Genomic DNA, 24298 nt, shown 5'->3' with positions numbered 1-24298 from the left:
CCGTCACCGCCCCCTGCGACCCAAACGGAGATGCCCATGACCGTCAGCCCCGTTGCACCGGACAGCGAAGCACTGCGCCTGGCGGCCACCTCTGGTCTGCTCGTGCTGTCGCTGTTCTGCGCGAACCTGCTGCTGCGGGACCGCTACCGACGGGTGCGACTGCCGCTGGCGTTGTTCTTCCTGGCTGGGGCCGGCGACCTGCTGGCCCTGCCGATGGTCTATCTGTTGGAGCCACAGGCGCCTGCGCGGATAACGCTGGGCTTTGAACTGGCCGAAGTGCCCCTGTCCATGGTGCAGCCGTTCCTGTTCTGGCTCTACGTCTATCGACTGACGGGCACGGCAGGGGCGACGGTGCCGCGGATGCAACTGATTCTGCACCTGCTCCCAATCGGGCTTGCCTCTCTGCTGTACCTCTATTGCATGGCGCTTCCGGCCCATGCCTTGGCCGACCTGTCGATGGTGCCCCAAACCCCGACGGGGGTGCAGTGGGTCGCGCTCGGCGGGATGTATGCGGCGACACTGGCCTTTTACCTGTTGGTGCCGCTCTACGCGGTGCTGATCCTCAGGCGCCTCAAGGCCTACCGCCACCGCCTAAAGGACCATTTTGCCAGTACCGAAGGACGGGAGTTGGCCTGGACCCGCTGGCTGACTCTGGCCGTCTTTTGCTTCTGGGGGGTCAACGTGATGTCCATGGCGGCGGACGCGCTGATCTCGGCAGATACGATCACCTGGCCGGTCCAGTCACTGCTGCTGGCCATTGTGGTGCGCTATGGGCTGATCTGGAGCTTGGCGCTCTGGGGGCTACGGCAAGCGCCGGGCTTAGAGCCTCCGACGCCGCGCGTCAGCGCGATGCTGACGCCACCGCAAGACCCGCCCAAATACGAGCGGTCTGCCCTGGCATCGGATCGCCTAAGCCGCATCGCGGGCAAGATTGAACGGCTGATGGCCCAGGACCGGCTGTACCTCCAACCAAATCTGTCGCTTTGGGATCTGGCCGACCAGATCGGCGTCAGCACCCACTACGCTTCCCAGGCGCTGAACGAAAAATTGGGGGAGCGGTTCTTTGACTATGTGAATCGGTGGCGCGTGCGCCATGCGGCGGAGCAATTGCGCACGTCGGAGGCGACGATCCTGACCATCGCCTATGACGCAGGGTTCAACGCCCGGTCGTCCTTCTACACCGCGTTTAAGCGGGAGTATGGGATGACCCCCTCGGCCTATCGCGAGAGCAAACAGACAGAGCGAACCGCCCCCCTGGCCAAGAGCCATTGACCACACCCCAGGCGGGTGCGGGCAGACGTCGGCGTCCTTTTGCGCATGTCGGAAATCCGCCGAGATTATTCCATTTCTTTCAATGGATTAAATAATTCTTAGGCATCGGAAGGCAGCATTCTGCTACCCTTTTCGACACGCGTTGAACGACGGCGCGGCTCGCTCCTATGGTGAGGACAGAGCATCCGTATCGGACCCGAGTTGGGAGGAACCTCTTCGTGTCAACGGTTCAAGATTGGTTGCGCCTGCATGATCTGCCGGCGCCGGCGCTACGAGAAATACTCAAGACTTGGCGGACCTGTGTGTCCCCCGCCACCCCGCAAAGCGCGTGCAGCTTCCGTTCGGAGCCTTGCGCCCAAACGGCCCTGGCGATGTGGGTCACACCGGCGATTGCGGTCACGCTGGGGCAGGCCTTTGCGGACGCTGTCGAACAACTCGACCTGCAGCCTGCGCATGGCAGACCCCGGACGGTCGACCGAGGCAGCGGGACCTCCCCCAGTGTCCATGTGGACTACGACGGATCGGCGGGCGCCTTGCTGTGGCTGATCCATGAGGTTGGGCATGGTCTGCACATCCTGGCATCGGAGCATCGGTTCATGCCGCCCATTGCCCGCGAAACCTGCGCCTTTCTCGTCGAGGACATCGTGATCGCTCACCTCGGCCCATCGGGTCCGGGACCGGCCCTCGCCCAGGTACGGGACGACCGGCGCGCCGCATATTTGGCCCAAGGGGTCGGCGACGTGTTGTCCGCCCTCTGGCAGCCACAGCGGACCTATGACTACGATCTCAACTACCCTCCGGCCTGCGCCTATGCCCAAAGCATCGGGCAGGATGCGGGCAAGACCCGACAGCTTCTGGCAGCGGGGGCGCCTGCGATGGCCCTCTTGCATGACTGGTGTCCACCCCGAAATCCCCTGCCCGCCGTCCAAGATGTGCCACAGGACCCGGTTCGGCGAGCCTATCGCCGCCTGGGCATGATGGTGATGCTGGACCTGGAGATCTGGGATAGCCACGCCCAGCAGTCCGTTGAGACGTATTATGGTAATGCCCGGGACATCCTCCACGACAACCGCCTGGGGTTTGCCCTGCGACCCTGCGGACGCCCGGATGGCTACGTTGTGGCGCCGCCAGACGGGACAGAATCCCCCATCAGGCGGGCCGCCGCCTTCCGTCCTGCGGCCCGCCTTCTGCCGTTGGACACCGAGGCGACCGTTGCGCCATCGCCCCAAAAGCTCGACCTCTATGAAGTGATTGGCTACGCAGTGGAGTTGCTGGCCGCCTCTCCCTATCACCGGCAGCAACCCATTGGCCCCTATATCGAGGTGGAGGTTTTGCCGCCCACCGCCGCAGGACAGCTTCGTATCTGGCGCGACCCCCATGGCATTCCAGCGGCCATGGCCAGTTGGGCGCTGCTGTCTGAGACGGTGGAACAGGACGTTCTGGGCACGGGGCGCGCCCTTGCGGCGGCCGACTGGCAATCGGGCGAACGGCTGTTCTTCAACGATTGGATCACGCCCCACGGTCATCTGCGAGAGGTGCTGCGCGACGTGCGCGCCCTGTTCCCCAATCGCGACGCGACTAGCCTACGGCGCCATGCCGATACGTCGGTGCGCCGGGTCAACCGCTGGGTCAATACCAACCACCATACGGCTGCCTAACCGCGCCGACCGCGCATTTCCGGTCCCGGTTCCGGGCCCCGGAAAGTGCGGCGGAGGGTGGTGGAGCACCCCCCGCCGAAAGAGCCGCCGGGACACCCCGGCAAACCTCAACGGATCGCAGCGTATCAGACATGCCGCCGCGACACAAAAGTGAGCCTCAACCCATGCAATTTGACTATCAAACCAATGATCTTTGGGCCCCCGTCAGCTTTAGCGGCGGTGGCGGCGGAGGAGGCGGCGGCGGCAGCGATAGCGGTCGCGTCACCGCCCGCGACGGCAGCCGTACGAACATTTCGCCCGAACAACAGAACATGATCGGTGCCGTAGCCGGTGGTGTGGCCGGTGGCCTGGCCAGCCGCGCGGGGCCTGTCGCGGGCGGCGTTGTCGGCGGCACCGTAGGCACAAGCATCTCGAACATGGACAACGACCGGTTCAATGATGTTGCCACCGGCCTGCTGGACGGCATCGGCGGCCCAATTGCCGACGGCTTCGGCATGGGCCTCTGATCTGACGGCCTTTGGGGGTGCGTTCCGGCGCGCCCCTTCCTCAACTGCGGAGACGCCCGTGTCCCTTTGGCACATCATCATCAGTGCCGTCGTGTTTGCGACGCTCTACCATGTCGTCGCGCGGTCTATCGGCGGGCGCGCCCATTCGATTCGGAACACCGCAGTGGCCCTGGGCGTCTATCTCTGTGTGATGTTCGTGCTGCGATGACGGCGCAAACGCGCCCAATGGCAGGACGGGACATGAAACACCGACGCTGGACCCTCGTCAGTCTCGCCATTGCCATGGTCCTCGCCGCCGTCTTCTTGGCAAAAGCGATCGAGGGGCCCCCAGCCCCAACGGCTTTGGCCGTTCATGTGGTAACGGATCATGGGGTCGACCAAGTCACTGCCCATCTGATCCTGCCCAGGGATCCACGGACAGGCCCCCGCAAGCCGGGGCTGGCCCACTACCTGGAGCACCTCGTCTGGCTCGGCCTGCGCCCCGCCTCTGATGCCGGACCGGACAGGCAGTCCAATGCTTGGACCAACAGGTATGCCGTTGGCTATTGGCTCTCCGGCCCACCGGACGCGTTGCCCGATCTGCTGGCGCGGCTTGTGGGGGTCTTTGATCCGCTTGCCCCGCCCCCAGCCGTCGCTGACCAAGAACGGGGGATCGTCCTGCGCGAATACGAAGCGCGGCAGGTGGGCCGTCTGCGCAACCGGATCAACCATCAAATGTCGGACTTTCTCTACCAGGGTGCGCCCTTGGCAGACTCGATCATAGGCACACCAGACCAGATTGCGGCCTTTGACTTGGCGCAGGCGCGGGCCTTGCACGCCCTGACCCATAGACCGGACAAAGGGCGCTTGGTCGTGACGGGCCCAATCTCGGAACGCCGAGTCCACGCAGGCTTGGCCGCAATACCCCTGCTCGCGCACGCAACCGACGGCCCACCTGGCCGGCCAGGCTTGCCGCCCCTGCAAGCAGATCGCCTGCACCTCTCCGCGGGCGAAGACACCACCGTGCCAACGCTTATTTGGCGCAAGGTTGTCGCCTTGCCGGAACCGATGGGCTTTGACCTGCTGGAGGCCCGCTCCGCCCTGCTGAGCGACATCCTCGACAGCGGCCTCCCCGGTGGTTTGGCGGGTCCCTTGCGCTTCGACGAGGATCTCGCGCGCTCCTTTCACATCGCGGTCTTCCCCCTGGACACCACGCATGTGGAGATATCGCTGTCCGCGCACCCAAGCGGCGACGTAACCCTGCGGGATTTGGAGCGCGCCGTCCGGACGACCCTGGACGACATCGCGCGCCGGGGCATCCCAGCAGACACCCATGACCGCCTGCGCGCTCGCTTTGAGGGGTTCTGGCCCGATTGGACGGATCCGGACGACACGGCAGCTTGGATGGCTGCCTATACGGTCGACCGGTTGGCGGTGCTGCGCGACCCCCTCCCGCAGGACGCGCTGCGATACCTGGATGCGCAACTGACCCGCGATGGGACGAATGCACTGCTGACGGCGTTGGCCGGGCCGGGGCGAGAGGCCGTCGCCCATCTTTCCCCGAACGGAGCGTCGCTGTGAAACACCTCGTCTCGGCCGTCGCTGTGACGCTCCTCCTGGCAAGTTGCCGCGAGGCTGGGCCAGCGGCAGATCAGGTCACGTCACCAGCGGGACACAGCTATGTTCACATCACCCTTCCGGGTGCCGAGGACGTCACGGTGCAGGTGGCCTGGGCGACCGACTGGGCCAAGCGGCAGGACAGGGCACCGGCAACGCCCTACCTTGGCGCTGACCTGATCCTCATGGGCGGCACAGCGGACCATGCCCCGGGCCAAGCAGGCGAGGTCTTTGCTGACTTGGGATCTTTGGGGCGCCTGACAGCGAGCGCGGACCACATCATCGGGGACCTCACCTTCACGCCGGATACCTTGGTCGAGACAGTGTCGATCGCAAATGCGCATCTGCGCGCGCCCTCTTTGGACGACGCCTGGTTCCTTCGCCTTCGGGATGGTCTGGCCGATACCATGGCCGAGGCAAAGACGCGCCCGGCCCACGTGGCCTATGACGTGGCCCGCTGGGCGATCTTGGGCGACCGCCCCGTGCGCAGATCGCTGTCGTTGGACGACCCGCGCGACGTGACCGAGACCACCCGGGAAGATGTGCGCGTCTGGCATGACCAGACGATCTTGCGCGCGCCAGAGGCCATCGTCGTGGCCGGTGACATACCGCGCAGCCAGGCGGATGCCGCGGTGGATGGCCTGCTCCAAGGATTGCCGACAACGCCAGGACCGGCCCGTGTGGCGACCATCGCGGACTTTACCCCACGGCGCATCCTGCTGCACGACCCCAACGCCGACAGCACCTACATCACCTTCGTCGCCCAGCTTCCAACGGTGCGTGGCAACGAAGGCTTCGCGGATCTCATGATCGTCGACGCCTTGACCGCTGGTGACCGGAGCGTCCTGTTCGAGGCTGTTCGCACCCGACTGCGCGCCTCCTACGGCTTTCGCGGAGAACTGGCGCGGTATGGCGAAGATGTCCGGCTCTTTGCCCTGTCGGGCGGTGTTGAGACGGCCCGGTTGGCCGAAGTCGAGGCCGCCGTGCGCGACGCCTATGGTGCCTTTCGCGAGGCGGGTTCTCTCAGTGACCTGAGCGAACGCAAACAGATCCTTGCCGATAGCCTGGCAGAGGCACGAACCGACACGGCCCAGGCGGCCTACGGCACCCTTCGTGCCCTGTTGCAGGATCGCCCGCCCGAGACGGTGCTGACATTGGGCGCGATGCTGGACGGCGTGGACGACGCCTCCATCGCGACCCGCTTGCAACAGGTCTATCCGGTGCCCGATGGGTTCGTGACCATCGCCGTCTCAGCCGATGCCGACGCGCTCCCAGGGGCCTGTGTCATCACCCAGCCCGCGGCCGCCGTGGACTGCCCCTGACCCCCAGATCACCGTTCGCCCAAGGCGTCCTGCACCGTGCGCAGAATGGGCGCGAAGAAGTAGCTGATGATGCGACGATCATCGGTCGTGACATCGACCGTTGCGGTCATACCGGGCCGCAGGGCAAAGCTGTCCTCCCCAGCCATCAGCATCTGGGCATCGGGCGTCACCCGAACGACATAGCCCCACGTCCCGTTGTCTTGGGGCGTCGAATCCGCCGCCAAATCGGCCACTTGCCCGGTGACAAATCCAAACCGTTCCGAAGGGTAGGCATCCAAGCGGATGTTCACCGGCTGGGCACGCGCCATAAAGCCGATGTCCTGATTGGGGAACACGGCCTGAACCTCGACCGCGCCGCCGGTGGGAACGATGCGCATAAGCTCCTGACCCGCTTCGGCCAGACCGCCTAAGGTGAACACCGCTAGGCCCTCCACCGTGCCCGCCAGGGGCGCGCGCAGGACAGTCACCTCCACCTCTCGCGCGGCGGTGGTGCGGTCCTGTTCCAGAACGGCCAGGAGCGCCTCGATCTCGGCCCGACGGGCAGCGCGGTCTGCCCGTTGCGTGGCGTATAGGGCCTGACGCTCCGTCTCCAGGGCGACGCGTTCGGCTGCACGGCGCTCAAGCTCTCGGACTTGGATGTCGCGGTCGCCTTCCAGATCGGCCAGAACCTGTTCCACATCTAAGAGGGCCGCCCTGCTGGCGGTGCCTTGGGCAAACAGGGTGCGCGCGATCTCGACCCTTTCGGCCTGGACGGTCAGCGAAGCGTCAATGCGGTCGATGGCGGCCTGTGCCACGGCCTCACCACGGGCCAGGGCGGCCCCCCGCGCGTCAAGCTGCGCCACGGCCGATTGCAAGGCATCGATTTCGGCACGCAGCAGGCGCAACTCTTCCGCATAGGCCGCCGAGGCGCGCAGGTCCGCCGGGACGGGAAAGGCGGTGGGCAGTTCCATGGGACGGCTCGGATCGACCAGACGCCCACTGAAGGCATCGATCCGCCCCCGCTCCACGACCAAACGGTCGATCTCTGCCTGGACGGTCGCCAGGCGCGCCCGGGGCGCAGTGTCGTCCAAGCGCAGCAACACATCGCCTTGGGCGACCGTGGCCCCGTCGCGCACGGCAATCTGGGTGATCCGACCCGCAAACTCGGGTTGGATGGATTGTACCCGCTCCACCGGGACGACCCGCCCCTGGCCCCGGGCGACAACCTCGATCCGAAAGACAAAGCTCATGGCAAGGATCGTGACAAAAACCGCAATCGTGCCCAGGATTGTCCCGTGCAGCGTGGGCGAGGTCAGGGAAAGGGCGGGCGACGTCATGGCAAGGCCCCAAAGTCCAGGACCGTATCGGCGTCGGGGAACAAATCCGGCGCATGGGTGATGACGACGACGACCGCGGTCTGACGCAGGGCCATCAACTCCTCGGCCATGCGCCGCTGGGCCGTCGCGTCCAGGGCGCTGGTGGGCTCATCCAGGATCAAGACCGAAGGGGCGCCCAGCAACGACCGCGCCACGGCCAGCCGCTGCCGTTGCCCACCGGATAGGGCGCCGCCGCGTTCCCCGATGTGGGTATCGAGCCCCTGGGGCAGACGGTCCACCATGTCCAAGCTGGCCGTGATGCGCAGGGCGCGCCGGATGTCGGCTTCGGTCGCCTCCTCCCGCCCGATGAGCAGGTTTTCCCGCAGCGTGCCGGTAAACAGGTACGGATCTTGCGGGACATAGGCGATACGGGTCCGCACATCGTGGGGATCGTGCCGCGAGATATCGGCGCCCCCCAGGGTGATGCGCCCAGCATCCGGCGCCTCGATCCCCGCAGCCAGCCGTCCGAACGTCGACTTGCCCACGCCCGATGGCCCCACCACCAGGGTCAGCGTCCCTGGCGCGAGTTCCATCGACAGATCCGTCAGGATCGGCCTGTTTGCGTCATGGGCAAAAGATACACCATCAAACCGCAGCACGCCGTCGCCCCCCTGTGGCAGGGACGGCAGGGCATCAAACGGCTCCATCGGCTGATTGACGACATCGCCCATCCGTTGGCGGGACACCCGGATATTCTGCCACGCCTCCCACAGGCCAGAGAAGTTCTCGATCGGGCCCGTCACCCGCCCGACCAGCAGGTGAAAGGCGATCAGTTCGCCCAAGGTCATCTGACCGGCAAACACCATCTGCGCCCCGAAATAGATGATCGCGATGGTGATCGTGCGGTCCACCAGAAACAGGAGCTTATCGCTCCAGATGTTGAGCAGCGCGATGCGATACCCCGCATCCAGCGTCTCGCCCAGGGTGCGGTCCAGCCGGTCCAACATCTGACGTTCCGCCGACAAGGCCTTGACCGCCGCGATGCCCGAGATGTTTTCGACCATCTGCGTCTGATGGGCGGCAGAGGCATCGAACTGCCGCCGCAACCGCCGCCGCAGGAACGGGCCAAAGGACAGATAGATGAGGATCTGAACCGGCAGGGCCGCCAAGACAATGAGCGTCAATTGCGGCGAGAGGGTCAGCAGCACGGCGATGTAGAGGACCACAAAAATCAGATCGAGAAAGACGCCTGTTGTCGTCCCCACCAGAAAGGCCCGGATCGTATCCGTCTCACCCACCCGGGCCATGGTTTCGCCCACAGACCATCGGCGGAAGAACCCAAAGGGCAGCTTGAACAAGTGATCGAAAATCCGGGCGCCCAGTTCCCGCGTGACGCGATTGGCGGTCAAGGTGCCCAACAGGGCCGAGAGAACCTCGAACAGGATTTGGAACAGACCAACCGCTGCAAAGACCGCGATGACCACCACCAGAGAGGCTTCGCGCTGGAACGGGAGAATCCGGTCGATAATCACCTGGAAGATGAAGGGCTCAACCAACCCAAGAAGCCGCAGGCAAATCGCCAGGAACACCAACTCGGCGTAGAGCGGCGTAAACTTCCACAGGGTTTTGCCAAACCAGGAGAACGGGATTTCGCCACCCACGTCCCCGGTGCGCCCGGCGGCGGAGTCAGTGGCGCGCATGGGCAAACCGGTTTTGGCGTCGCGCGCCCATGGGAACCCCTTACAAATCGTCTCGACCCGATCAGATAAGACCAAGGCTGCGCCCAACGCAGACGCGACGCGCAAAGCCGGAGACTTGGGCGGGAAAGGGCCAACGGCAGGCGAGATCCTGGCCGGAAATCCGCCGATCTGAACGCCAGGTTCAGGCCAAACCTGTACGCCAAAGCGTCCTGATGCAGGCTGACCTGGCAACCTGTGGCCGCCCGAGGACTGGACATGACGTGTCTGACCGAACAAGCCTTCTACGACCTGTCCGATGTGCCGCGGCTGCGGCCCCTCCATGACCATTGGCGCGAGATCGCAGCCGAGGCCGCCGCACTGGCCGACACGCGGATGCCAATCCAGCGGGACGGCAAAGACCACACCGAAGTGGCCCGGGACGTCATGGCCTATCTGCAATCCGGTGGGGATTACGGCTGGATGTTGGGCTGGGGACCCGGCTCGGTCCCTGAACGGTGGACGCAATTCGGCTTGATGATGGACGATGCGCCCATTCCCATGGCGCAACCGGTGGCGCCCCGAACGCTGTCGTTGCTCGACGGCATAGGCGGCATCCACGTAGGCGCCTTTCTGCGGATGGAACCGCACACCTTCTTACCGGTTCACCGTCACCCAGAATTGCGGCCAGCCGGCCTGTTGCAGATGCACATTACCTTGGAGGCGGCACCGGACGCGAATTATGCCTATCTGAATGTAGAGGGCACCTTTCGGCAGCATCGCTTAGGGGAGCCGATAATCTTTGACGGGGCGCTGGATCATTTCGCGGTCAACGCATCGCACCACCGCCGCACCATTCTCTACCTGGAGTTCAAACGCTAAGTCGTTGACGTAACGGCACCCTCACCCTCCGAACCGACACCTGATCGGCGCGGCGGCGCGCAACAGTACCGTGTTGCACCCATGCACGATTTCCCAAAGGGAAACGAAAAGCGGGAATCCGCCTAATTTATTCCTTATTGTTCTGACACCTCTCGCCCAAATCGCGTGCGGACCGTTTCGGTCGCAGAACACGCACCAGAGGCAAAGCGAGACACCGCCGTGGTAAGCATCTGCACCACATTCCCATCCCTTGTCGGCTCCACCGGGCTGGCCTCCGCGTGGAGGTCGTAGGGATGCTGTCCATGCGCTTTGCCAGCCATGTGGCTTATCTGTCGGTGGTCGTGATACTCGGCTCCGCCATTTCGCCGGAGCTTCTGGGGGCCTCACCCGAAGCCCTCATCGCCCTCGGGGCCTTGGGCATCTGGCGCTATAGCTGGGCGGCTGTGAACTTCTCCCGCGCGCTCTGGTTTCGCCTGATCTCGCAGCCCAAACGCAGGATCGCGGCCCAGGCCCGTTTCGCGGCCCAGGGCGCGCCGTCCCACGCCTATATGCTCGTCACCTCTTACATGATCGACACTGCCACGACGCTGGCGGTCTATCGGTCTGTCTTTGCGGCGGCTGCCAACGCACGGGATGGGGCGACGATTGTCGTGTCGGTGGTGGACGGCGCCGATGAGCGGTTGATCCGTCAGATCTTCACGACCTCGGCGGCCTCAAAAACTGGCACGGTGAAACTGATCATCGACAGAATCCCCGGGACCGGAAAACGGGATGCCTTGGCTCGGTCGCTCCAAATCATCGCGCGCCACCACCCCACGCCACATGACGTCCTACTGGTGGCCGATGGGGACACCTGCGTGCCCGACAACATCATCGCGCGCATCGCCCCCGTCTTCAGCGACCCAAAGGTGGGCGCGTTGACCACGGACGAAGCCGTGTCGATCCCGGACGACGGTCTGTTCAAAGACTGGTTCGAACTGCGCTTCGATCAGCGGCAGGTCATGATGTGCTCCATGGGGCTGTCCAAGCGTGTCCTGACCCTGACAGGCCGCATGTCGGCCTTTCGGGCGGCCTTGGCGACGGACCCCAGCTTCATCGAGATGGTCCGGGCCGATTACATCGATCACTTGCGCCTAGGGCGGGTAAACTTCCTGACGGGCGACGACAAATCCACGTGGTTCTGGCTGCTGCGCAACGGCTACCAGATGGTCTATCTGCCCGACGTGCAGTCGATCTCGGCTGAGACACAGCCGAAACCCACCTTCTTCGAGTCCGCCAATGCGTTGATGGTCCGCTGGTTCGGGAACATGCTGCGGACCAATGGCCGGGCGCTGATGCTGTCCCCGCGCAAGATGGGGCTGTTCACCTGGTGGTCGATCCTGGATCAACGGGTGTCGATCTGGACCACGATTTCCGGGCCCTGCCTGGCGCTGCTGGCGGCCCTGTTGGTCGATTTCGCGCTGCTGGCCATCTACCTGTCTTGGATCATGGCGACGCGCTATGTCTTCGTCACTCTGATCACGGCCTTCCGAGGCCGCGTCGGATTTCCGATCACCTATCCCTTCCTTCTCTACTTTAGCCAACTGTACGGCGCGCTCGTCAAAAGCTTCGTCCTGTTCCGATTGGACCGCCAGAAATGGACGCGACAATCGGGGGGCGGTGCCCGCGCTCAGGTCACGGTTGGGCAACGGCTGGTCATGGCCAGTTCTGTTTACATGAATGGTCTGGCTTACGGGCTGCTGGCCATTGGTCTTTTGGTTTATGTGGGGCGTCTGTGATGGCGCCCGTTACGGTTTACGAGCGGGGTAAGGCGTTAGCCTGAGTATCCATGAAACATATTTCTCCGACTGAAACGCTGGCCGCCACGGCCTTGCCCGCTGGATTTGCCCACAAAGGGGAACATCCCCAGATCGATCTGCCATTCACGGCATTGGTCGGGGGGCGCAAGCTCGACGGGATTAGCCTGTCGATCACTGAGGCCCTGGCGCGCGGCACCCTGCCGCCCGCGATGGAGGGCACTGTGGTGCCCGTCGCCGCCCGCGTGAACTTCGACGGTTTCTCGATCATCCTGTTCATGGATGCCATGATCGAACGGACAGGCGCTCCGGAGGCGGAGACCTTCACCCTGCGATATGTGGATCCGACCGCCTCGCACCTGGCGCCGCTGCGCTACCTGATCAACAGCTATATCGCGGGCGATATGGCGACCGTTGGCGGCGTGATGGGCTACACCGGTCCCCTGACCGCCAAAGGCCCCGCCAAGACCGACACACCTGGCGTGATGTTCAAGGTCCAGAATATCATCCGCCGGTCTGCGGTGGTCGGTCTGTCCATTTGCCTTGCCCTGATCGCCCTGAACCTGGCCCATAACCGGGCGATGTACGCCTATGAAGCACGCCCCGTGACGGTCACGGCGCCTGGACAGACGCTTTTGGCAACGGCTGCGGGGCAATTGTCTTACGTCGATCCCAAAGCAGGTCCAGGCGACGTGGTCTATGCCATCGTCGCAAACTCGGGCGATTACATCAGCGTTAAAATGCCCTGCGATTGCACGGTGACCCCCCTGCGGGATTTTGTCGAAGGCGCGACCATCTTGCCGGGTATGCCCCTCGTGCAATTGGCCAACGGTCAAGACGGCTTGGTCGCCACCACCGAGATCAGCGCCGAAGGTGCCGCCCGCCTGGTGGATGGCGATGCTGCGGAACTTGTCCTTGCCGATGGCACGGTCGTCCCTGTCCGCCCGCGCATCCTGTCGGGGCGTCTCGACTCCGAACGCTCCGTCCCCGTGTCGATGACCTTGCTGGAGACCGGAACCGCCGTACCCGGTGACTTGGCGCGCCTGCGGTTCCGTCGTCACGTTCTGCCGCCCACCTGGCGCGCCGCCATGACGGAGTGACACAGTGTTTTCGGGTCTTCTCAGACGTTTGGCGTTTGGTCCATTGGGCGCAGTCCTCGCGGGTCTCGCCGTGATGGCCGTGGCACAAACCGCTGCGGCGACCCAACCGGATGACCTGACCGAGGCGGGACTCGAAGCGCGCTACCATGCCCTAGCCACGGCGACCGCGGCCCGGACCGGACCAGCCCAAAGGCCAGCCACGCCAGCCCTGCCCCCAACGGATCCACAGGCACGCCTGACCCCGACGGACATTCGCATCCCCTTGCTGGCCATGGCCCGTGCGTCTGAGGCGCGGAGCCAGGCCACCATTCTGGCCGCGCAAGCGAGCGGAGGCACCCGTGCCCTGTCGCTCTCGGGCGGGGCGATGAGGTTGAGCGATGTCCTGACCGCCGCAGATCAAACGCTACCAGACGCGACGGGCCCCCATGGCCTGCGCCTGCCGCTGATCATCGAACAGGACGCAGCGCTGCTTATCGGTCCCACCCAAAAGCTGGACTTGGATCGCAGTGCGGGGGCCTTCGTGGCGAACTTCGGGACGCTAACTGTCACCGGTGGCAGCATCCGATCCCAGGGGCCTGCGCCCGTATCCGCCCCGGACTTCGCGCCATTTGTGGTCACGACGGGTCAAGGGATCTTGGCAGCCGAAAACGCCTATTTCGAAGGCCTCGGCTTCGGCCATGGTCCCAGTTTTGCGGGTGTTTCGGTCGTCGCAAAGGGCCTGTATCGCCCCGCAACCCCATCCATCCTGCGGGACACGCTGGTCCGCAACGTGCGGTCGCTGACCTTTGTGGGCGCCGGAGCGCCCCTGGTGTCCGGTACGATCTTTACCCAGATGCGGGGGCCGAGCGTGATCCTGCAAGGGACCCAGGACGCCCGGATCGAAAACAGCGTCTTTCTCGGTGGCAGCGGTCGCGGCACCCTTCAGATCACGGGCGCGGCCCAGGGAACCCTGATCACCGGCTCGGATATCTACCTGCCGCACCAGAGTGGCATCACGATTGAAAGCGGAAGCCATGGGACGACCCTGCACGACACGCTGGTGTGGCGGGCGCATCACCACGGGGTGCTGTCCGACGCCTCTGACTGCCTCACGCTCCGAGGTCTGCGGGTCGTCGCCGCGCGCCATGGCGGGGCCGTTTTGCGCGGCAGCCGAGGGGCGGCGGTGATCGACAGCGACTTTGTCGCGTCTGGCCATGCGGGCCTCATGGTCGCGGACCTGCCGGGCACCGCAGAGACACGGATCGAAGGCAATCGCTTCCAAGGCAATCGCAGCGGCCTAGAGACGGCAGCCCCCGGCCACCTGTTGCTGATCGGAAATGACTTCTCGGACCAGTTCCCCCGGTTCCTCGATGGCGATGTGGAGGCTCAGACGCCCCGCCTGCTCCGGGACCTGAGGGGCGCGGCACCGATCACCTTGGCCGCCGGGGGGCGCGCGCAAGCCGCGCCGCTCACCCGGGCCTGCGCACCGGTGGAGGGCCAATAACCATGGTGTTTTCGTCCGAGGTCTTTCTGTTTCTCTTTCTGCCGCTGTTCTTGGCGCTCTACTATCTGACGCCAGATCGGGCGAAGTCCTACGTGATCCTGGCGGGGTCATACGCCTTCTACGCCTGGTGGCGCGTCGATTTCCTGGGCCTGCTTATCCTGACCACGGGGTTCGCCTATGGGGTCGGGCAACAGATCGACAGGCACCGCCACAGGCGCGCAGGTAAGGTCTGGCTCTGGGTCGGGGTGATCGGATGCCTGGGTGTTCTGGGCATCTTCAAGTACTTAAATTTCTTCCTCGATAGCTTTGCCGCGCTGCTGGGAACCGATGCGGAGGGCCTGGGGATCCATTGGCGTTTGATCCTGCCCATCGGGATCTCTTTCTACGTCTTCCAGGCGCTTAGCTATTTGATCGACGTCTGGCGCGGCGATGCCCGGGCCAACGCGCGCCTCGTGGATTTCGCGGCCTTCATCGCGCTCTTCCCCCAGCTCATCGCGGGTCCGATCCTGCGCTACAAGGATCTGGAGGATCAGTTCCGCTCCCGTACCCACTCCGCCGAGATGTTTGCGGATGGCATGGCGCGGTTCCTGATCGGGCTGGCCAAAAAGGTCATCCTGGCTGATGCCGTGGCGCCCCTGGCGGATCTGGCATTCGGCAATTCGGGTGAGGTGGGCCTGGCGCTCGCCTGGGCCGGGGCGATTGCCTACATGCTGCAACTCTACTTCGATTTCTCGGGCTATTCGGACATGGCCATCGGGCTGGGGAAGATGATGGGGTTCACCTTCGTCGAGAACTTCCGTTTCCCCTATGTGAGCCGCTCCATCACCGAGTTCTGGCGCCGGTGGCACATCAGCCTGTCGAAGTGGCTGCGCGACTACCTCTACATCTCGTTAGGCGGCAATCGGCGTGGGCGGCTGCGAACCTACGGCAACCTGATGACGGTGATGGTGCTGGGCGGTTTGTGGCACGGGGCCAACTGGACCTTTGTGCTCTGGGGGCTGTGGCATGGCGGCCTATTGGCGGTGGAACGCGCCACCGGGCACGACAGGCGCGCCTCCGGCCTGCCCTGGGCCTTGCCGGTGACACTGCTGGCCGTCCTGATCGGCTGGGTGATGTTCCGGGCCGAAGACATGACGCAGGGGTTCGAGATTTACGCTGCGATGCTGGGGGCCAACGGCCTCTGGGGCGATCCGATTTTGTGGCTGGAGGTCACGCGCGAAAGCCTGGTGCTGACGGCGGTCGCGGCCCTCGTGTGCTGGGCCGAGCCGCGCTTTGGCGTGCTGCGCTTTGACCGGACACCAGACCATCCAAGCGCCGACGGCACAGCCGCTGTCCCCGTGGCGCAAGCTGCCGTCTCTGTCGGCGTGATCGTCCTCGGCGCGGTCAGCGTGATGAAGCTGGCAGAGCAGAGCTTTTCCCCCTTCCTGTATTTTCAGTTCTGAGGCCGTGACCATGACCCCCACCGTCGCCCTCAAACTGCTCGTTCCCCTGGCCTTCTTCGGCTATGCGGCCGTGGCGAACATCTCGCTCGTGATGACAGATACGCCTTTGCCAGGCTCCGACGGCGTCTTGCGCGGGGCGGTGACAGCCGAGATCGACACGCTCTACCGCGATAACCTGCCCCACAAGGAACCGGCGATTGGGATCGTCGGGGCCGTGCGGTATCTGGCCTTGGGCGAGGGGCGCTCTGGCGTGGTCGTTGGCCGCGACGGGCATCTGTTCACAGCCGAGGAATTCCGCGCGCCGAACCCAGACACCTATGCCATCGCCCTGACCCAGATCGAAGAGACAGCCGCGCGTCTATCCGCTTTGGATGTGGATCTGGTCCTAGCACCTCTGCCCGCCAAAGCCGATGTTCTGCGGGATCAGTTGGCGACTGCGGGTCCGAGCAATCAGCAAGAGGACCTCTATCGCGCGTTCTTGGGCGATCTGAAGGATCGTGGGATCGCCGCCGTGGATACCCGTCCCGCCTTGGTCGGTCACGCCGATCCATTCCTGGCGACCGACACCCATTGGACCCCGGACGGCGCCCGCGCCGTGGCCGATCACATCGCCACCAGCGGGACCGTCGCCATGGGCAGCGACAGCTTCGTGATCGAACAGGCTGCCACGCGGTCCATTACAGGTGATCTGGTATCCTATGTCACGTCGGATGCCCTGGCGCGGCACGTGGGCCTGCCGCCCGAGGCCGTCGTCCCCTACACCGCGACCCTCGCATCCGAAGACGACGGCGCGCTCTTGGATCTGTTCGGCGACGCCGGTGGCGGCACGGATCTGGTGGGGACGTCCTATTCCGCCAACCCGGATTGGAGTTTCGCCGAAGCCCTCAAACTGGCCCTGGGCCGCGATGTTGTGAACCACGCAGAAGAGGGCCGCGGCCCCTTCGCGCCGATGGTGGCCTATTTGGACCGCCTCGATCCGGCTGCCCCGCCCGAAACCGTCCTCTGGGAATTGCCGGTGCGGTACCTGACCGACCCAACGCTTTTGCCCGAGGTCAGCCCATGAGAGAGCTTCTGCGCGGCCTGACCATCGGTCAATTGTGTTGGATCCTTGCGGGTATCGCCACGGCCCTGGCGGTGGCCACCGGCTCCGCAGGGGCGCAAGGCCTGGATCTGTCCCGTCTGGCCAGCCATGACCCCGCTGCACGGCGCATCGCAGTCACCATCGCACCGAGCATCCAAAGCGCTGCGGATTTGTCCTCTCCGGCTCTGATCGAGACCCGCCGCCGCATGGCCCGCAAGCAACCCGTGACCATCGACGCGCTGCGCGCCCTTGCGGATGCAGGCGATGGGATCGCCGCCTTGGCCCTGGCGCGGCGGTTTGTCGAAGAACAACGCCGTGTCCGGCCAGAGAACCTGGCCCACTACTTCGGGCTGGCAGCCGCAACAGGGCGCGTGGGGGGGTTAATCGGCCTGACGGAGGTCCTCGACAAGATCGCGCCCGACACCGCGAGCCCCGCGCGGATGGCCCTGCTGAAGCGAACGGTGGTGGCCTATGCCCGGGCGGGGAACCCCATCGCCGTTGACGCGCTGCTGCGCTTTGACAGAACCGGTCGACCGTTTGGCCCGCTGGACGAGGACTTGGAGCGTCTGCTGACCGACGCGCGAGACGCCGCGCGGACCCAGATCGCGCTCCATCTGGCGAGCGCCGCCCTGGACGCCGGTTGGGACGATCCCACCCGACTGATCGAGGCGGACCGTTACCTTGCGGTGGCGGAAACGGTGGGCCCTGTGACCACCAAAGCCGCAATTGGGAACCTGCGGTCGCTCATCGCGGTGCGCCTTGGGCGGACACCCATGGACCGATCCGCTGATGTCGCCGCCGCGACAAGGCCCCTCGACTACGGCTGTTTCGGACTGCGGACCGACCCAGATCTCGCCACGGTGGAAGGTGACAACGGCACATTCTATCGCCTTCTGCAGGACGTCCGGATGGAGCGCCCCTTCTCCGATCGGAGCGTGTCCCAGATTGCGGACCTGTCCCAAGCCTTGGCGCAGCGCGGCACGACCCTCGTCTATGCGCCGGTCCCCACCAAGGCTGTGGCCATGCCCCAAAACCTTCCCTCTGACGCACACGATATGGGCTTCGACCTTGGCATCGCGGATGCGGTCCACAGCGATATCCTAGCCCGTCTGCAAACGGCGGGCGTTGTGGTGGCAGATCTGCGCACGGGCCTGCGGCGTGCGGACCCAAACCGTGCCACGTTCTTTGAGACCGATACCCATTGGACGCCCCACGGGGCGGAGTTGGCGGCCCAGGCCATCGCCGATGTTTTGCGCGCGCAGCCCTCCTACGGGGATCTGCCCAAGACATCCTATCAGACCGTGGAGGCGGGCTATGGCGTGGGCGAGTCGGTCATGCGGCAAATCCTGCAAACGCGCTGCCACGGCACTTTGCCTGACATGCTGACCATGACCTATGAGACAGTGGCCAAAGCGGCGACCGGGAGCGGTCTCCTCGACATTGGCCTGGACGATGCCCCTTTGGACATCGGCCTGGGCGACGCGGGCGAGGCGCCGCTCGACATCGGGCTGGGCGGGGACGCCGCGCTCGATATTTTCGGCACCCAGGCAGCGGGTCCACAGGTGGCTGCGGTCGGGACCTCCTTCACCAACTTCGAGGTCAGTAATTTCACCGGTTTCCTAGCCCAACATTCGGGCCTGGAGGTAGTCAACTACGCCATCACAGGCGGTCGGCAATATGGTGCGCTGGTCTCTTACCTGACGTCGGATGAGTTTCAGACGGCCCCGCCCGCCTTTCTGGTCTGGGAAGCCCCGATCTACCTCAACATGGCCCAAACCGGTGATGGAGCGATCCAAGAATTGATCGTTGCGGCGCGCGGCACCTGCACGCGTCCAATCGAAATCGAACGCACCAATGATGGCCGGGCCCTGGTCGCCGCCCTCAACCCAGATCTTGGCCCCCGCGATACGCTGTTTCTGGACACTGACACGCCATCCGCCGATGCGGTCGCCTTCCACTTCTGGTCGGACACGGACCGCTTGCGGACCAAAACCATCCGACGGGACGCCCGGATCCGCCGCACCGGTCGCTTTTACATGCCGCTGACAGGCCTGTGGTCCGACGGGGCGAGTGAGGTGGAGATCACCTCTTCCCTACCGTTTGGATCGAACCCCACCCTCTTCGCCTGCACAACCAACCCCGCCTAAAGGAGGCACCCGATGTTCCACCGCCGCACGTTTCTGGCATCCGCCGCATCCGCAGTCGCTCTGCTGTTGGTGGGGCCCGCCGCATGGGCCAATGACGATGGTCTCTATGAAGATGTCTTTGATCCGCAATCCAGCTTCATCCGCGTGCTGTCCCCCGAACCCAGCGTCGTGACCGTTGCGGGAACCCGCCTGACGGAGATGCCCGGCGGGCTGTCGGCTTATGTCAACGTGATGCCCGGCGCGGTCCCCGTGACCACCGCCAGCGGCGCCACAGAATTGGAGGTCGCGCCAAGCACCCATTACACGGTCGTCCTTCAGCGGGACGCCGCGCCTGTGGTCTTGGTCGACAGCCTGACGCTCAGCCCCGCGAAATCGGACGTGTCGCTCTATAACCTCAGCGGTCAAGGCGACGTGGATCTGTTCGTGCCCGCCGCTCGGGCCGTGGCACTGAACGCCGTGCCTGTGTCCGGGTCCAAATCCGTGGCACTCAAGGCGCCTCTGACGCTCGACTTTGATTTTCGGGCGGGTGACCGCGTTCTGGCCTCGATCCCGGCGGTGGAGCTCAAGCGCCGGGCGGGGGTGTCTGTCGTCCTGACGGAAGCGGACGGCAGCTTTTCGGCAGTGGCCGTAACCAACAGCTACCTACGCTAAGGAGGCACCGGGCATGGGGATTGGTTCAAAACGTTTGAGCGGAGCCAAGTGGCTGTCTGCCCGTCCGCTTGCCCTGTTGGTGGCCCTCTGCCTCGGCACGTCAGCGACCGCGCAAGAAACGCTGGACTTGGCCTTTCGCCCGCCAGAGGTGACACCAGACCCCATCTGCGTGGCGCCCCGAGCCGACCTGGCCATGACCGCTTTCTGGAGCGAATGGTCGGGGCGGACCCTGCCCGATCTCCCCGAAAAGCGCATTCGGCGAGATGTATCGCGCCTGGCGCAGTTGGACGGTGCGGCCTGGTTAGACACGAACCTGCGGATCCTTGACCTGCTCTCGGAACGAGGGTCGTCAGCCTCCTACGAAACGGAGTTGATGCTGCGGGCCCGCGCGCTGGTCGAGGCAGGCGCCTTCGAGAGGCTGACCGAGTCCGGCGTCGTGGCCGAGCTGTCCGCCATGGCCGAGACTCTGTCGCCCTTCGCCAAAGTGACCCTGGCGGAGTATTTGACCAACGGCATCGGCATCCCCCGCGATTCGGCGCGGGCCGATGCGCTCCTGGTCGAGGCGGGTTATGCGGGACAGCCACAGGCTCTGCTTGCCCTGGCACGGCGGCAATTGGACGGAACGGCCCCGTCCGATTGGATCGTCCCAGTCGACTTCACGGTGACCACGGCGTTTGGCGGATTGGTCGGCGATCTCGATCCGCAGATTTGTGACCGCGCGGCAGAAATCGCGACGCACTACGAAAACGCCGCCGTCGTCACCCGTGATCCGCAACTGGCCTACGAGTGGTATCGCTTTGCCGCCGATCTCGGCAGTGCCCAAGCCGCCTGGAAAGCCGCCGAGTTCCACCTGCGCGCCGATGAGATTGAGAAATCCAACGATCTGCTTCTGAACTATCTGGAACAAGCGGCCGCGGGGGGCATCAAGAACGCCCAAATCGAACTCGGCCGGATTTATGAACGTGGGGCCCTGGCCGCCCAGGACCTGTCGCGCGCCCGCGCCCTGTTCGAGGCCGCAGCAGCAGACGACAGCCTGCGCGGGCTGAGCCAGTTGACCCATTTCTTCGACCGGCAGGACGAAACAATATCGGGTTTGCGCGCCGCGCGCCGGGACCTTCTGACGAGACTGATTGCCAGAACGGATGCACCCGGCTGGGCCTTCACCCGGTTGGCCGAGATGACGCTGGAGGATCAGGGCCGCTGGACCGGCGCGACCGCCGCCCGCGATTTGCTGGAAGAGGCCGTTCTGCGCGACGACCTTGACGGTCATTTTGACCTTGGGCGGCTGCTCCTGTCGGAGGCGCCAAGCCCCGAAACCTTTGACCGTGCCGTCGGGTTGCTGATGCGCGTGGCCGGGGAAAGCGGGGGCATGCCCCCCATGCGGGAGCTGCATGCCGCATTTGCCTGCCGCGCCCCGGACGGGCCGCACCTGACCGAGGCGGCCCATTGGCTGGACCAGCGGGACGCACTGGATACGGGCCAAGCGCCCGATCTGAGCGACGATCTAACCGATTTGGACATCGCCCAAATCCAATCGCAGGCCGTGGGCGGCGGTCCGGACGGATGGGCAAAATGGGTCGCGTTGATCGAAACCGCCGATTTCGCAGATGAGGGAATGCGACAGTTCTGGGCGACCCGCCACCAGCGCACGGATGCCCAGATCGTGGCGCAGGCCCTGCTTGCCCTGGACAGCAGCCCGGATGCAGCGACCGGAGCGATGATCTTGACTGGCTTGCACGCGCAGTATCGCGACAGCGGTGCGGGTTTTGCGGCCCTGCTGCCCCCCGCCCTGTTGGAACGGCTTTATGGCCATGGCGCCGCGCCGGTGCTGTCACCAGAGGACCGGGCCGAGGGTCTGGAGCTGTTGAACGCCTCTGCCGCATTGGGCCACGGACGCGCGCTCCTCGCCTTGGCAGCCGCGGCCCCGGATCCCGCCGCACACCGCGCGATCTATGACCAATACCGAGAGGCCATCGACCGGGACGGTGATTTCGCGGCCCTCGTCTTCGCGGCCCGGCAAAGCGAGACGCCCGGGGTACATGTATCGCGCGCTGCGGGTATCATGCCGTGCATCTATCGCCGCGCCGTCGACATGGTCGATTTGGCCCGTGACCTTGGCGATGCCGCTTTGGTTGAACACTGGCTCGCAATCGCCGAAGGTCTCTTGGGCGAAGACCCGACCGAGTTGACGCATCTGGCCCGGCTGCGCCTGGACGTTGAGGGTCCCGCCGCCCTGCCCCAGGCGCTCGACCTCTTTGCCCGGGCCAGCCTCCGCGGGGATGTCGCTGCGGATCGGGAATTGTTCCGTCTGATCCTGACGCCGGACACGCCGGTCTTTAACCCCGAGCGAGCGGTGGTGATGATGCGCGACGCCATGGAGGCCGGACGCATGGACACCTTGGCCAGCTATTTGGCCGGGTACCGCTCCGCGAAGGCGCCGGTCCAGGCGCAGATCGCGGCCCAGATCGACATACCGACGGCCTATCGCGTGGCGGCAGACAGCGGCGACCCAACCGCCATGCGCAACCACGGCCTCCACTTGCGAGAAACGGCTGAGGGGCCAGAGGCCCTGGTCCAAGCCATGGTTTGGTTGCACCGGGCGGCCGAGGCGGGCGATGCCGAGGCCATGGTCGCCTATGGCCAAGCCCTCGCCTTCGGGATTGGCGTGGACCCGGACCGTACCCAGGCGGTGGCTTGGCTGGACCGCGCCGCGGCCCGGGGCAGCGACGAGGCGAGCGATCTTATCCGTCTGATCGGTCTAAGCAGTGCAGAGGTCTCCCAGTAGAAACTGAGTGCCAGCTGAGACCTGCATGGGCCCAAGGGAGTAGACCTTCGCCTCAGCAAAGTGACCGGCACGGCGCCCGATTGGGGCGCCGCGCTTCGATCAATCCCGTTTGCCGGCCACGATGCGGTCCAGGATCAACGCGCAGAACAGGATCGCCAAACCGGCTAGGATGCCCTGACCAGCGGCTGCGAATTGCAGCGCCTCCAACACGTCTTCGCCCAGCCCCTTGGCCCCGATCAGCGATGCGACCACGACCATGGCCAGCGACAGCAGGATCGTCTGGTTCACCCCCGCCATGATGGTCCGCGCGGCAAGTGGCAGATCCACACGCCACAGCAAATACCGAGGCGTGGCGCCAAAGGCCAAGGCCGCCTCTCGCACGGCCTCGGGCACCTGTTGCAGGCCCAGGACCGTAAAGCGGATCACGGGCGGGCTGCCGAAGATCATGGTTGCGACCACGCCCGCCGGTTTGCCCGACCCGATGAAGGCCACGACCGGGATCAGATAGACGAAGGACGGCATGGATTGCATGAAGTCGAGGATCGGCCGCACCACGTTGAAGACACGCGGCCTGCGCGCGCAGTAGATCCCCAAGGGGATGCCCAGCGTGATTGAGATCAGCGCCGCCGCGCCCAGAAGGGCCACGGTCGTCATCGCCTTTTCCCAGAAATCGAGCAGCCCCAGGTAGGCCAACGCCGCGCCGGTAAAGATCGCCACACGGGGGCCCGCCGACAAATAGGCCAGCATGATGATGACGAGGGCCACCACGGGCCAAGGCGTTTGCACCAGAACCACCTCAATGGCGTCGAGCAGGCTACGCATGCCCAGGGTCAGGGCGTCGAAGAACCCGCGTCCGTTGGTTTTCGTCCAGTCGAACACCGCTTGCACCCCGTCACCCACGTTCAACCGCCAGTCGCGGTTCGTGGGGAAGGTGTTGAGCAGTTCAAACGCATCAGGCCGGGCGAATTTCAGCGTCGACAGCACGACAACCACCGCCATCAGGCCCGTGGCAATCGCCGCGCGCTGCTGTGACCAGCCATGGGCGACGCTGCGGTCGGACCGCCAGCGGGCAAACTGCCCCTCCAGCGTCCAATTGGCCAAAACCGCCACAAGCCCTTTGATAATGGCCAGCAACCCAAGTCCCACAAGGATAAAGGTCATGCCCCCGGCGGCGGCGGTCTCACTGGCGGCTTGGGCGTCGGCCAGCGCCCCTTCGAGCGAGGCAGCGGCCCGCTTGAGGGCATCCAGGGACGCGGCCCCCGACTCCTCAGCGGCGGCGATCTGTTGGCGGCGCAATTCCAAGGTGCTTGCGATGCTCTCGGCCCGAACGCGCAGATCACGCCCGAGATCCCCGAACAGGCCGCGCCCGATTTGAATGTAGGCCAAAGCCTCCAGAACCAGCACGCCCAGGAACCACGACCAGAGGCCGCGCGCCCCAAACCAGATCGGCCCCAACAAGGCCGCGGCCCAATTCACGGTCAGCCTATAGCCCGGGGCCTCCATCATCGTGGCAAAGACCCGGCGGTAGTAGTCCTGACCCGTCCCGACGAAGGCGTCGATCAGGCCGGTCATGGTATCGGCGGTTTGTGGTGTCGTATCCTTCATC

At 65.1% G+C, this 24298-nt stretch carries 19 protein-coding genes; 16 read left to right on the top strand and 3 right to left on the bottom strand.

Annotation, left to right across the window (positions count from 1 at the left end; all coding sequences use genetic code 11):
- Positions 1 to 36 precede the first annotated feature (36 nt).
- From K5R33_RS10130 to K5R33_RS10105, 6 genes are all read left to right on the top strand, one after another.
- The gene (locus K5R33_RS10130; RefSeq protein ID WP_220748906.1) at positions 37 to 1272 is read left to right on the top strand and encodes a helix-turn-helix transcriptional regulator; all 1236 of its coding nucleotides are present in this window, start codon (positions 37 to 39) and stop codon (positions 1270 to 1272) included.
- 371 nt (positions 1273 to 1643) lie between these two features.
- Positions 1644 to 2930, top strand: coding sequence for a toxin-activating lysine-acyltransferase (locus K5R33_RS10125; protein WP_220748905.1), 1287 nt, complete (start codon positions 1644 to 1646; stop codon positions 2928 to 2930).
- A gap of 164 nt (positions 2931 to 3094) precedes the next feature.
- On the top strand, positions 3095 to 3436 hold the full coding sequence (locus tag K5R33_RS10120; RefSeq protein WP_220748904.1) for a hypothetical protein: 342 nt from the start codon (positions 3095 to 3097) through the stop codon (positions 3434 to 3436).
- Between the two features lie 58 nt (positions 3437 to 3494).
- Entirely contained in the window at positions 3495 to 3644 is a 150-nt protein-coding gene (locus tag K5R33_RS10115) for a hypothetical protein (protein WP_220748903.1), read from the top strand.
- 32 nt (positions 3645 to 3676) lie between these two features.
- Positions 3677 to 4996 (top strand): M16 family metallopeptidase, encoded by a 1320-nt coding sequence (locus K5R33_RS10110; RefSeq protein WP_220748902.1) that lies wholly within the window; start codon positions 3677 to 3679, stop codon positions 4994 to 4996.
- Positions 4993 to 6354: a M16 family metallopeptidase gene (locus K5R33_RS10105; protein WP_220748901.1), complete on the top strand. Its 1362-nt coding sequence runs from the start codon at positions 4993 to 4995 to the stop codon at positions 6352 to 6354. Before K5R33_RS10110 ends, K5R33_RS10105 begins: the two co-directional genes overlap by 4 nt.
- An 8-nt stretch (positions 6355 to 6362) precedes the next feature.
- On the opposite strand, the gene K5R33_RS10100 is transcribed toward K5R33_RS10105, so the two are convergent.
- Positions 6363 to 7670: an HlyD family type I secretion periplasmic adaptor subunit gene (locus K5R33_RS10100; RefSeq protein WP_220748900.1), complete on the bottom strand. Its 1308-nt coding sequence runs from the start codon at positions 7668 to 7670 to the stop codon at positions 6363 to 6365.
- The gene (locus K5R33_RS10095) at positions 7667 to 9349 is read right to left on the bottom strand and encodes a peptidase domain-containing ABC transporter (protein ID WP_220748899.1); all 1683 of its coding nucleotides are present in this window, start codon (positions 9347 to 9349) and stop codon (positions 7667 to 7669) included. The genes K5R33_RS10100 and K5R33_RS10095 overlap by 4 nt, the downstream gene beginning before the upstream one ends.
- Between K5R33_RS10095 and K5R33_RS10090 the strand changes: the two genes are divergently transcribed.
- The 10 genes from K5R33_RS10090 to K5R33_RS10045 all read left to right on the top strand — a co-directional run bounded on the left by K5R33_RS10090 (position 9348) and on the right by K5R33_RS10045 (position 22692).
- Positions 9348 to 9521 (top strand): hypothetical protein, encoded by a 174-nt coding sequence (locus K5R33_RS10090; RefSeq protein ID WP_220748898.1) that lies wholly within the window; start codon positions 9348 to 9350, stop codon positions 9519 to 9521. The genes K5R33_RS10095 and K5R33_RS10090 overlap by 2 nt on opposite strands.
- 83 nt (positions 9522 to 9604) lie before the next feature.
- Positions 9605 to 10207, top strand: coding sequence for an aspartyl/asparaginyl beta-hydroxylase domain-containing protein (locus K5R33_RS10085; RefSeq protein ID WP_220748897.1), 603 nt, complete (start codon positions 9605 to 9607; stop codon positions 10205 to 10207).
- 293 nt (positions 10208 to 10500) lie between these two features.
- Complete coding sequence (locus K5R33_RS10080; RefSeq protein WP_255588436.1) at positions 10501 to 11985, top strand: glycosyltransferase; 1485 nt, start codon at positions 10501 to 10503, stop codon at positions 11983 to 11985.
- A gap of 50 nt (positions 11986 to 12035) precedes the next feature.
- Positions 12036 to 13103: an efflux RND transporter periplasmic adaptor subunit gene (locus tag K5R33_RS10075; protein WP_220748896.1), complete on the top strand. Its 1068-nt coding sequence runs from the start codon at positions 12036 to 12038 to the stop codon at positions 13101 to 13103.
- A 4-nt stretch (positions 13104 to 13107) separates the two neighbouring features.
- A complete protein-coding gene (locus tag K5R33_RS10070) occupies positions 13108 to 14586 on the top strand; it encodes a right-handed parallel beta-helix repeat-containing protein (protein ID WP_220748895.1) in 1479 nt (492 codons plus the stop codon).
- Between the two features lie 2 nt (positions 14587 to 14588).
- Positions 14589 to 16028: an MBOAT family O-acyltransferase gene (locus tag K5R33_RS10065; RefSeq protein WP_220748894.1), complete on the top strand. Its 1440-nt coding sequence runs from the start codon at positions 14589 to 14591 to the stop codon at positions 16026 to 16028.
- Between the two features lie 10 nt (positions 16029 to 16038).
- On the top strand, positions 16039 to 17091 hold the full coding sequence (locus tag K5R33_RS10060; protein ID WP_220748893.1) for an alginate O-acetyltransferase AlgX-related protein: 1053 nt from the start codon (positions 16039 to 16041) through the stop codon (positions 17089 to 17091).
- On the top strand, positions 17088 to 19256 hold the full coding sequence (locus K5R33_RS10055; protein WP_220748892.1) for an alginate O-acetyltransferase AlgX-related protein: 2169 nt from the start codon (positions 17088 to 17090) through the stop codon (positions 19254 to 19256). The genes K5R33_RS10060 and K5R33_RS10055 overlap by 4 nt, the downstream gene beginning before the upstream one ends.
- A gap of 12 nt (positions 19257 to 19268) precedes the next feature.
- The gene (locus K5R33_RS10050) at positions 19269 to 19907 is read left to right on the top strand and encodes an alginate O-acetyltransferase AlgF (RefSeq protein ID WP_220748891.1); all 639 of its coding nucleotides are present in this window, start codon (positions 19269 to 19271) and stop codon (positions 19905 to 19907) included.
- Positions 19908 to 19920: 13 nt separating this feature from the next.
- On the top strand, positions 19921 to 22692 hold the full coding sequence (locus tag K5R33_RS10045; protein ID WP_220748890.1) for a tetratricopeptide repeat protein: 2772 nt from the start codon (positions 19921 to 19923) through the stop codon (positions 22690 to 22692).
- A 99-nt stretch (positions 22693 to 22791) separates the two neighbouring features.
- Here the strand turns inward: K5R33_RS10045 and K5R33_RS10040 are convergent, their stop codons facing one another.
- Positions 22792 to 24297, bottom strand: a complete 1506-nt coding sequence (locus K5R33_RS10040; RefSeq protein WP_220748889.1) for an ABC transporter permease — start codon at positions 24295 to 24297, stop codon at positions 22792 to 22794.
- Position 24298 lies beyond the last annotated feature (1 nt).

The organism is Jannaschia pagri, from assembly GCF_019655435.1.
GTDB lineage: Bacteria > Pseudomonadota > Alphaproteobacteria > Rhodobacterales > Rhodobacteraceae > Jannaschia > Jannaschia pagri.
This window is presented reverse-complemented; position numbering and strand designations above follow the sequence as displayed.

Coding starts and splice junctions, on each gene's coding strand:
- K5R33_RS10130 (WP_220748906.1), top strand. CDS start 37: ATGACCGTCAGCCCCGTTGCACCGGACAGCGAAGCACTGCGCCTGGCG.
- K5R33_RS10125 (WP_220748905.1), top strand. CDS start 1,644: ATGTGGGTCACACCGGCGATTGCGGTCACGCTGGGGCAGGCCTTTGCG.
- K5R33_RS10120 (WP_220748904.1), top strand. CDS start 3,095: ATGCAATTTGACTATCAAACCAATGATCTTTGGGCCCCCGTCAGCTTT.
- K5R33_RS10110 (WP_220748902.1), top strand. CDS start 3,677: ATGAAACACCGACGCTGGACCCTCGTCAGTCTCGCCATTGCCATGGTC.
- K5R33_RS10100 (WP_220748900.1), bottom strand. CDS start 7,670: ATGACGTCGCCCGCCCTTTCCCTGACCTCGCCCACGCTGCACGGGACA.
- K5R33_RS10090 (WP_220748898.1), top strand. CDS start 9,348: ATGGGCAAACCGGTTTTGGCGTCGCGCGCCCATGGGAACCCCTTACAA.
- K5R33_RS10095 (WP_220748899.1), bottom strand. CDS start 9,349: ATGCGCGCCACTGACTCCGCCGCCGGGCGCACCGGGGACGTGGGTGGC.
- K5R33_RS10085 (WP_220748897.1), top strand. CDS start 9,605: ATGACGTGTCTGACCGAACAAGCCTTCTACGACCTGTCCGATGTGCCG.
- K5R33_RS10080 (WP_255588436.1), top strand. CDS start 10,501: ATGCTGTCCATGCGCTTTGCCAGCCATGTGGCTTATCTGTCGGTGGTC.
- K5R33_RS10075 (WP_220748896.1), top strand. CDS start 12,036: ATGAAACATATTTCTCCGACTGAAACGCTGGCCGCCACGGCCTTGCCC.
- K5R33_RS10065 (WP_220748894.1), top strand. CDS start 14,589: ATGGTGTTTTCGTCCGAGGTCTTTCTGTTTCTCTTTCTGCCGCTGTTC.
- K5R33_RS10060 (WP_220748893.1), top strand. CDS start 16,039: ATGACCCCCACCGTCGCCCTCAAACTGCTCGTTCCCCTGGCCTTCTTC.
- K5R33_RS10055 (WP_220748892.1), top strand. CDS start 17,088: ATGAGAGAGCTTCTGCGCGGCCTGACCATCGGTCAATTGTGTTGGATC.
- K5R33_RS10050 (WP_220748891.1), top strand. CDS start 19,269: ATGTTCCACCGCCGCACGTTTCTGGCATCCGCCGCATCCGCAGTCGCT.
- K5R33_RS10045 (WP_220748890.1), top strand. CDS start 19,921: ATGGGGATTGGTTCAAAACGTTTGAGCGGAGCCAAGTGGCTGTCTGCC.
- K5R33_RS10040 (WP_220748889.1), bottom strand. CDS start 24,297: ATGAAGGATACGACACCACAAACCGCCGATACCATGACCGGCCTGATC.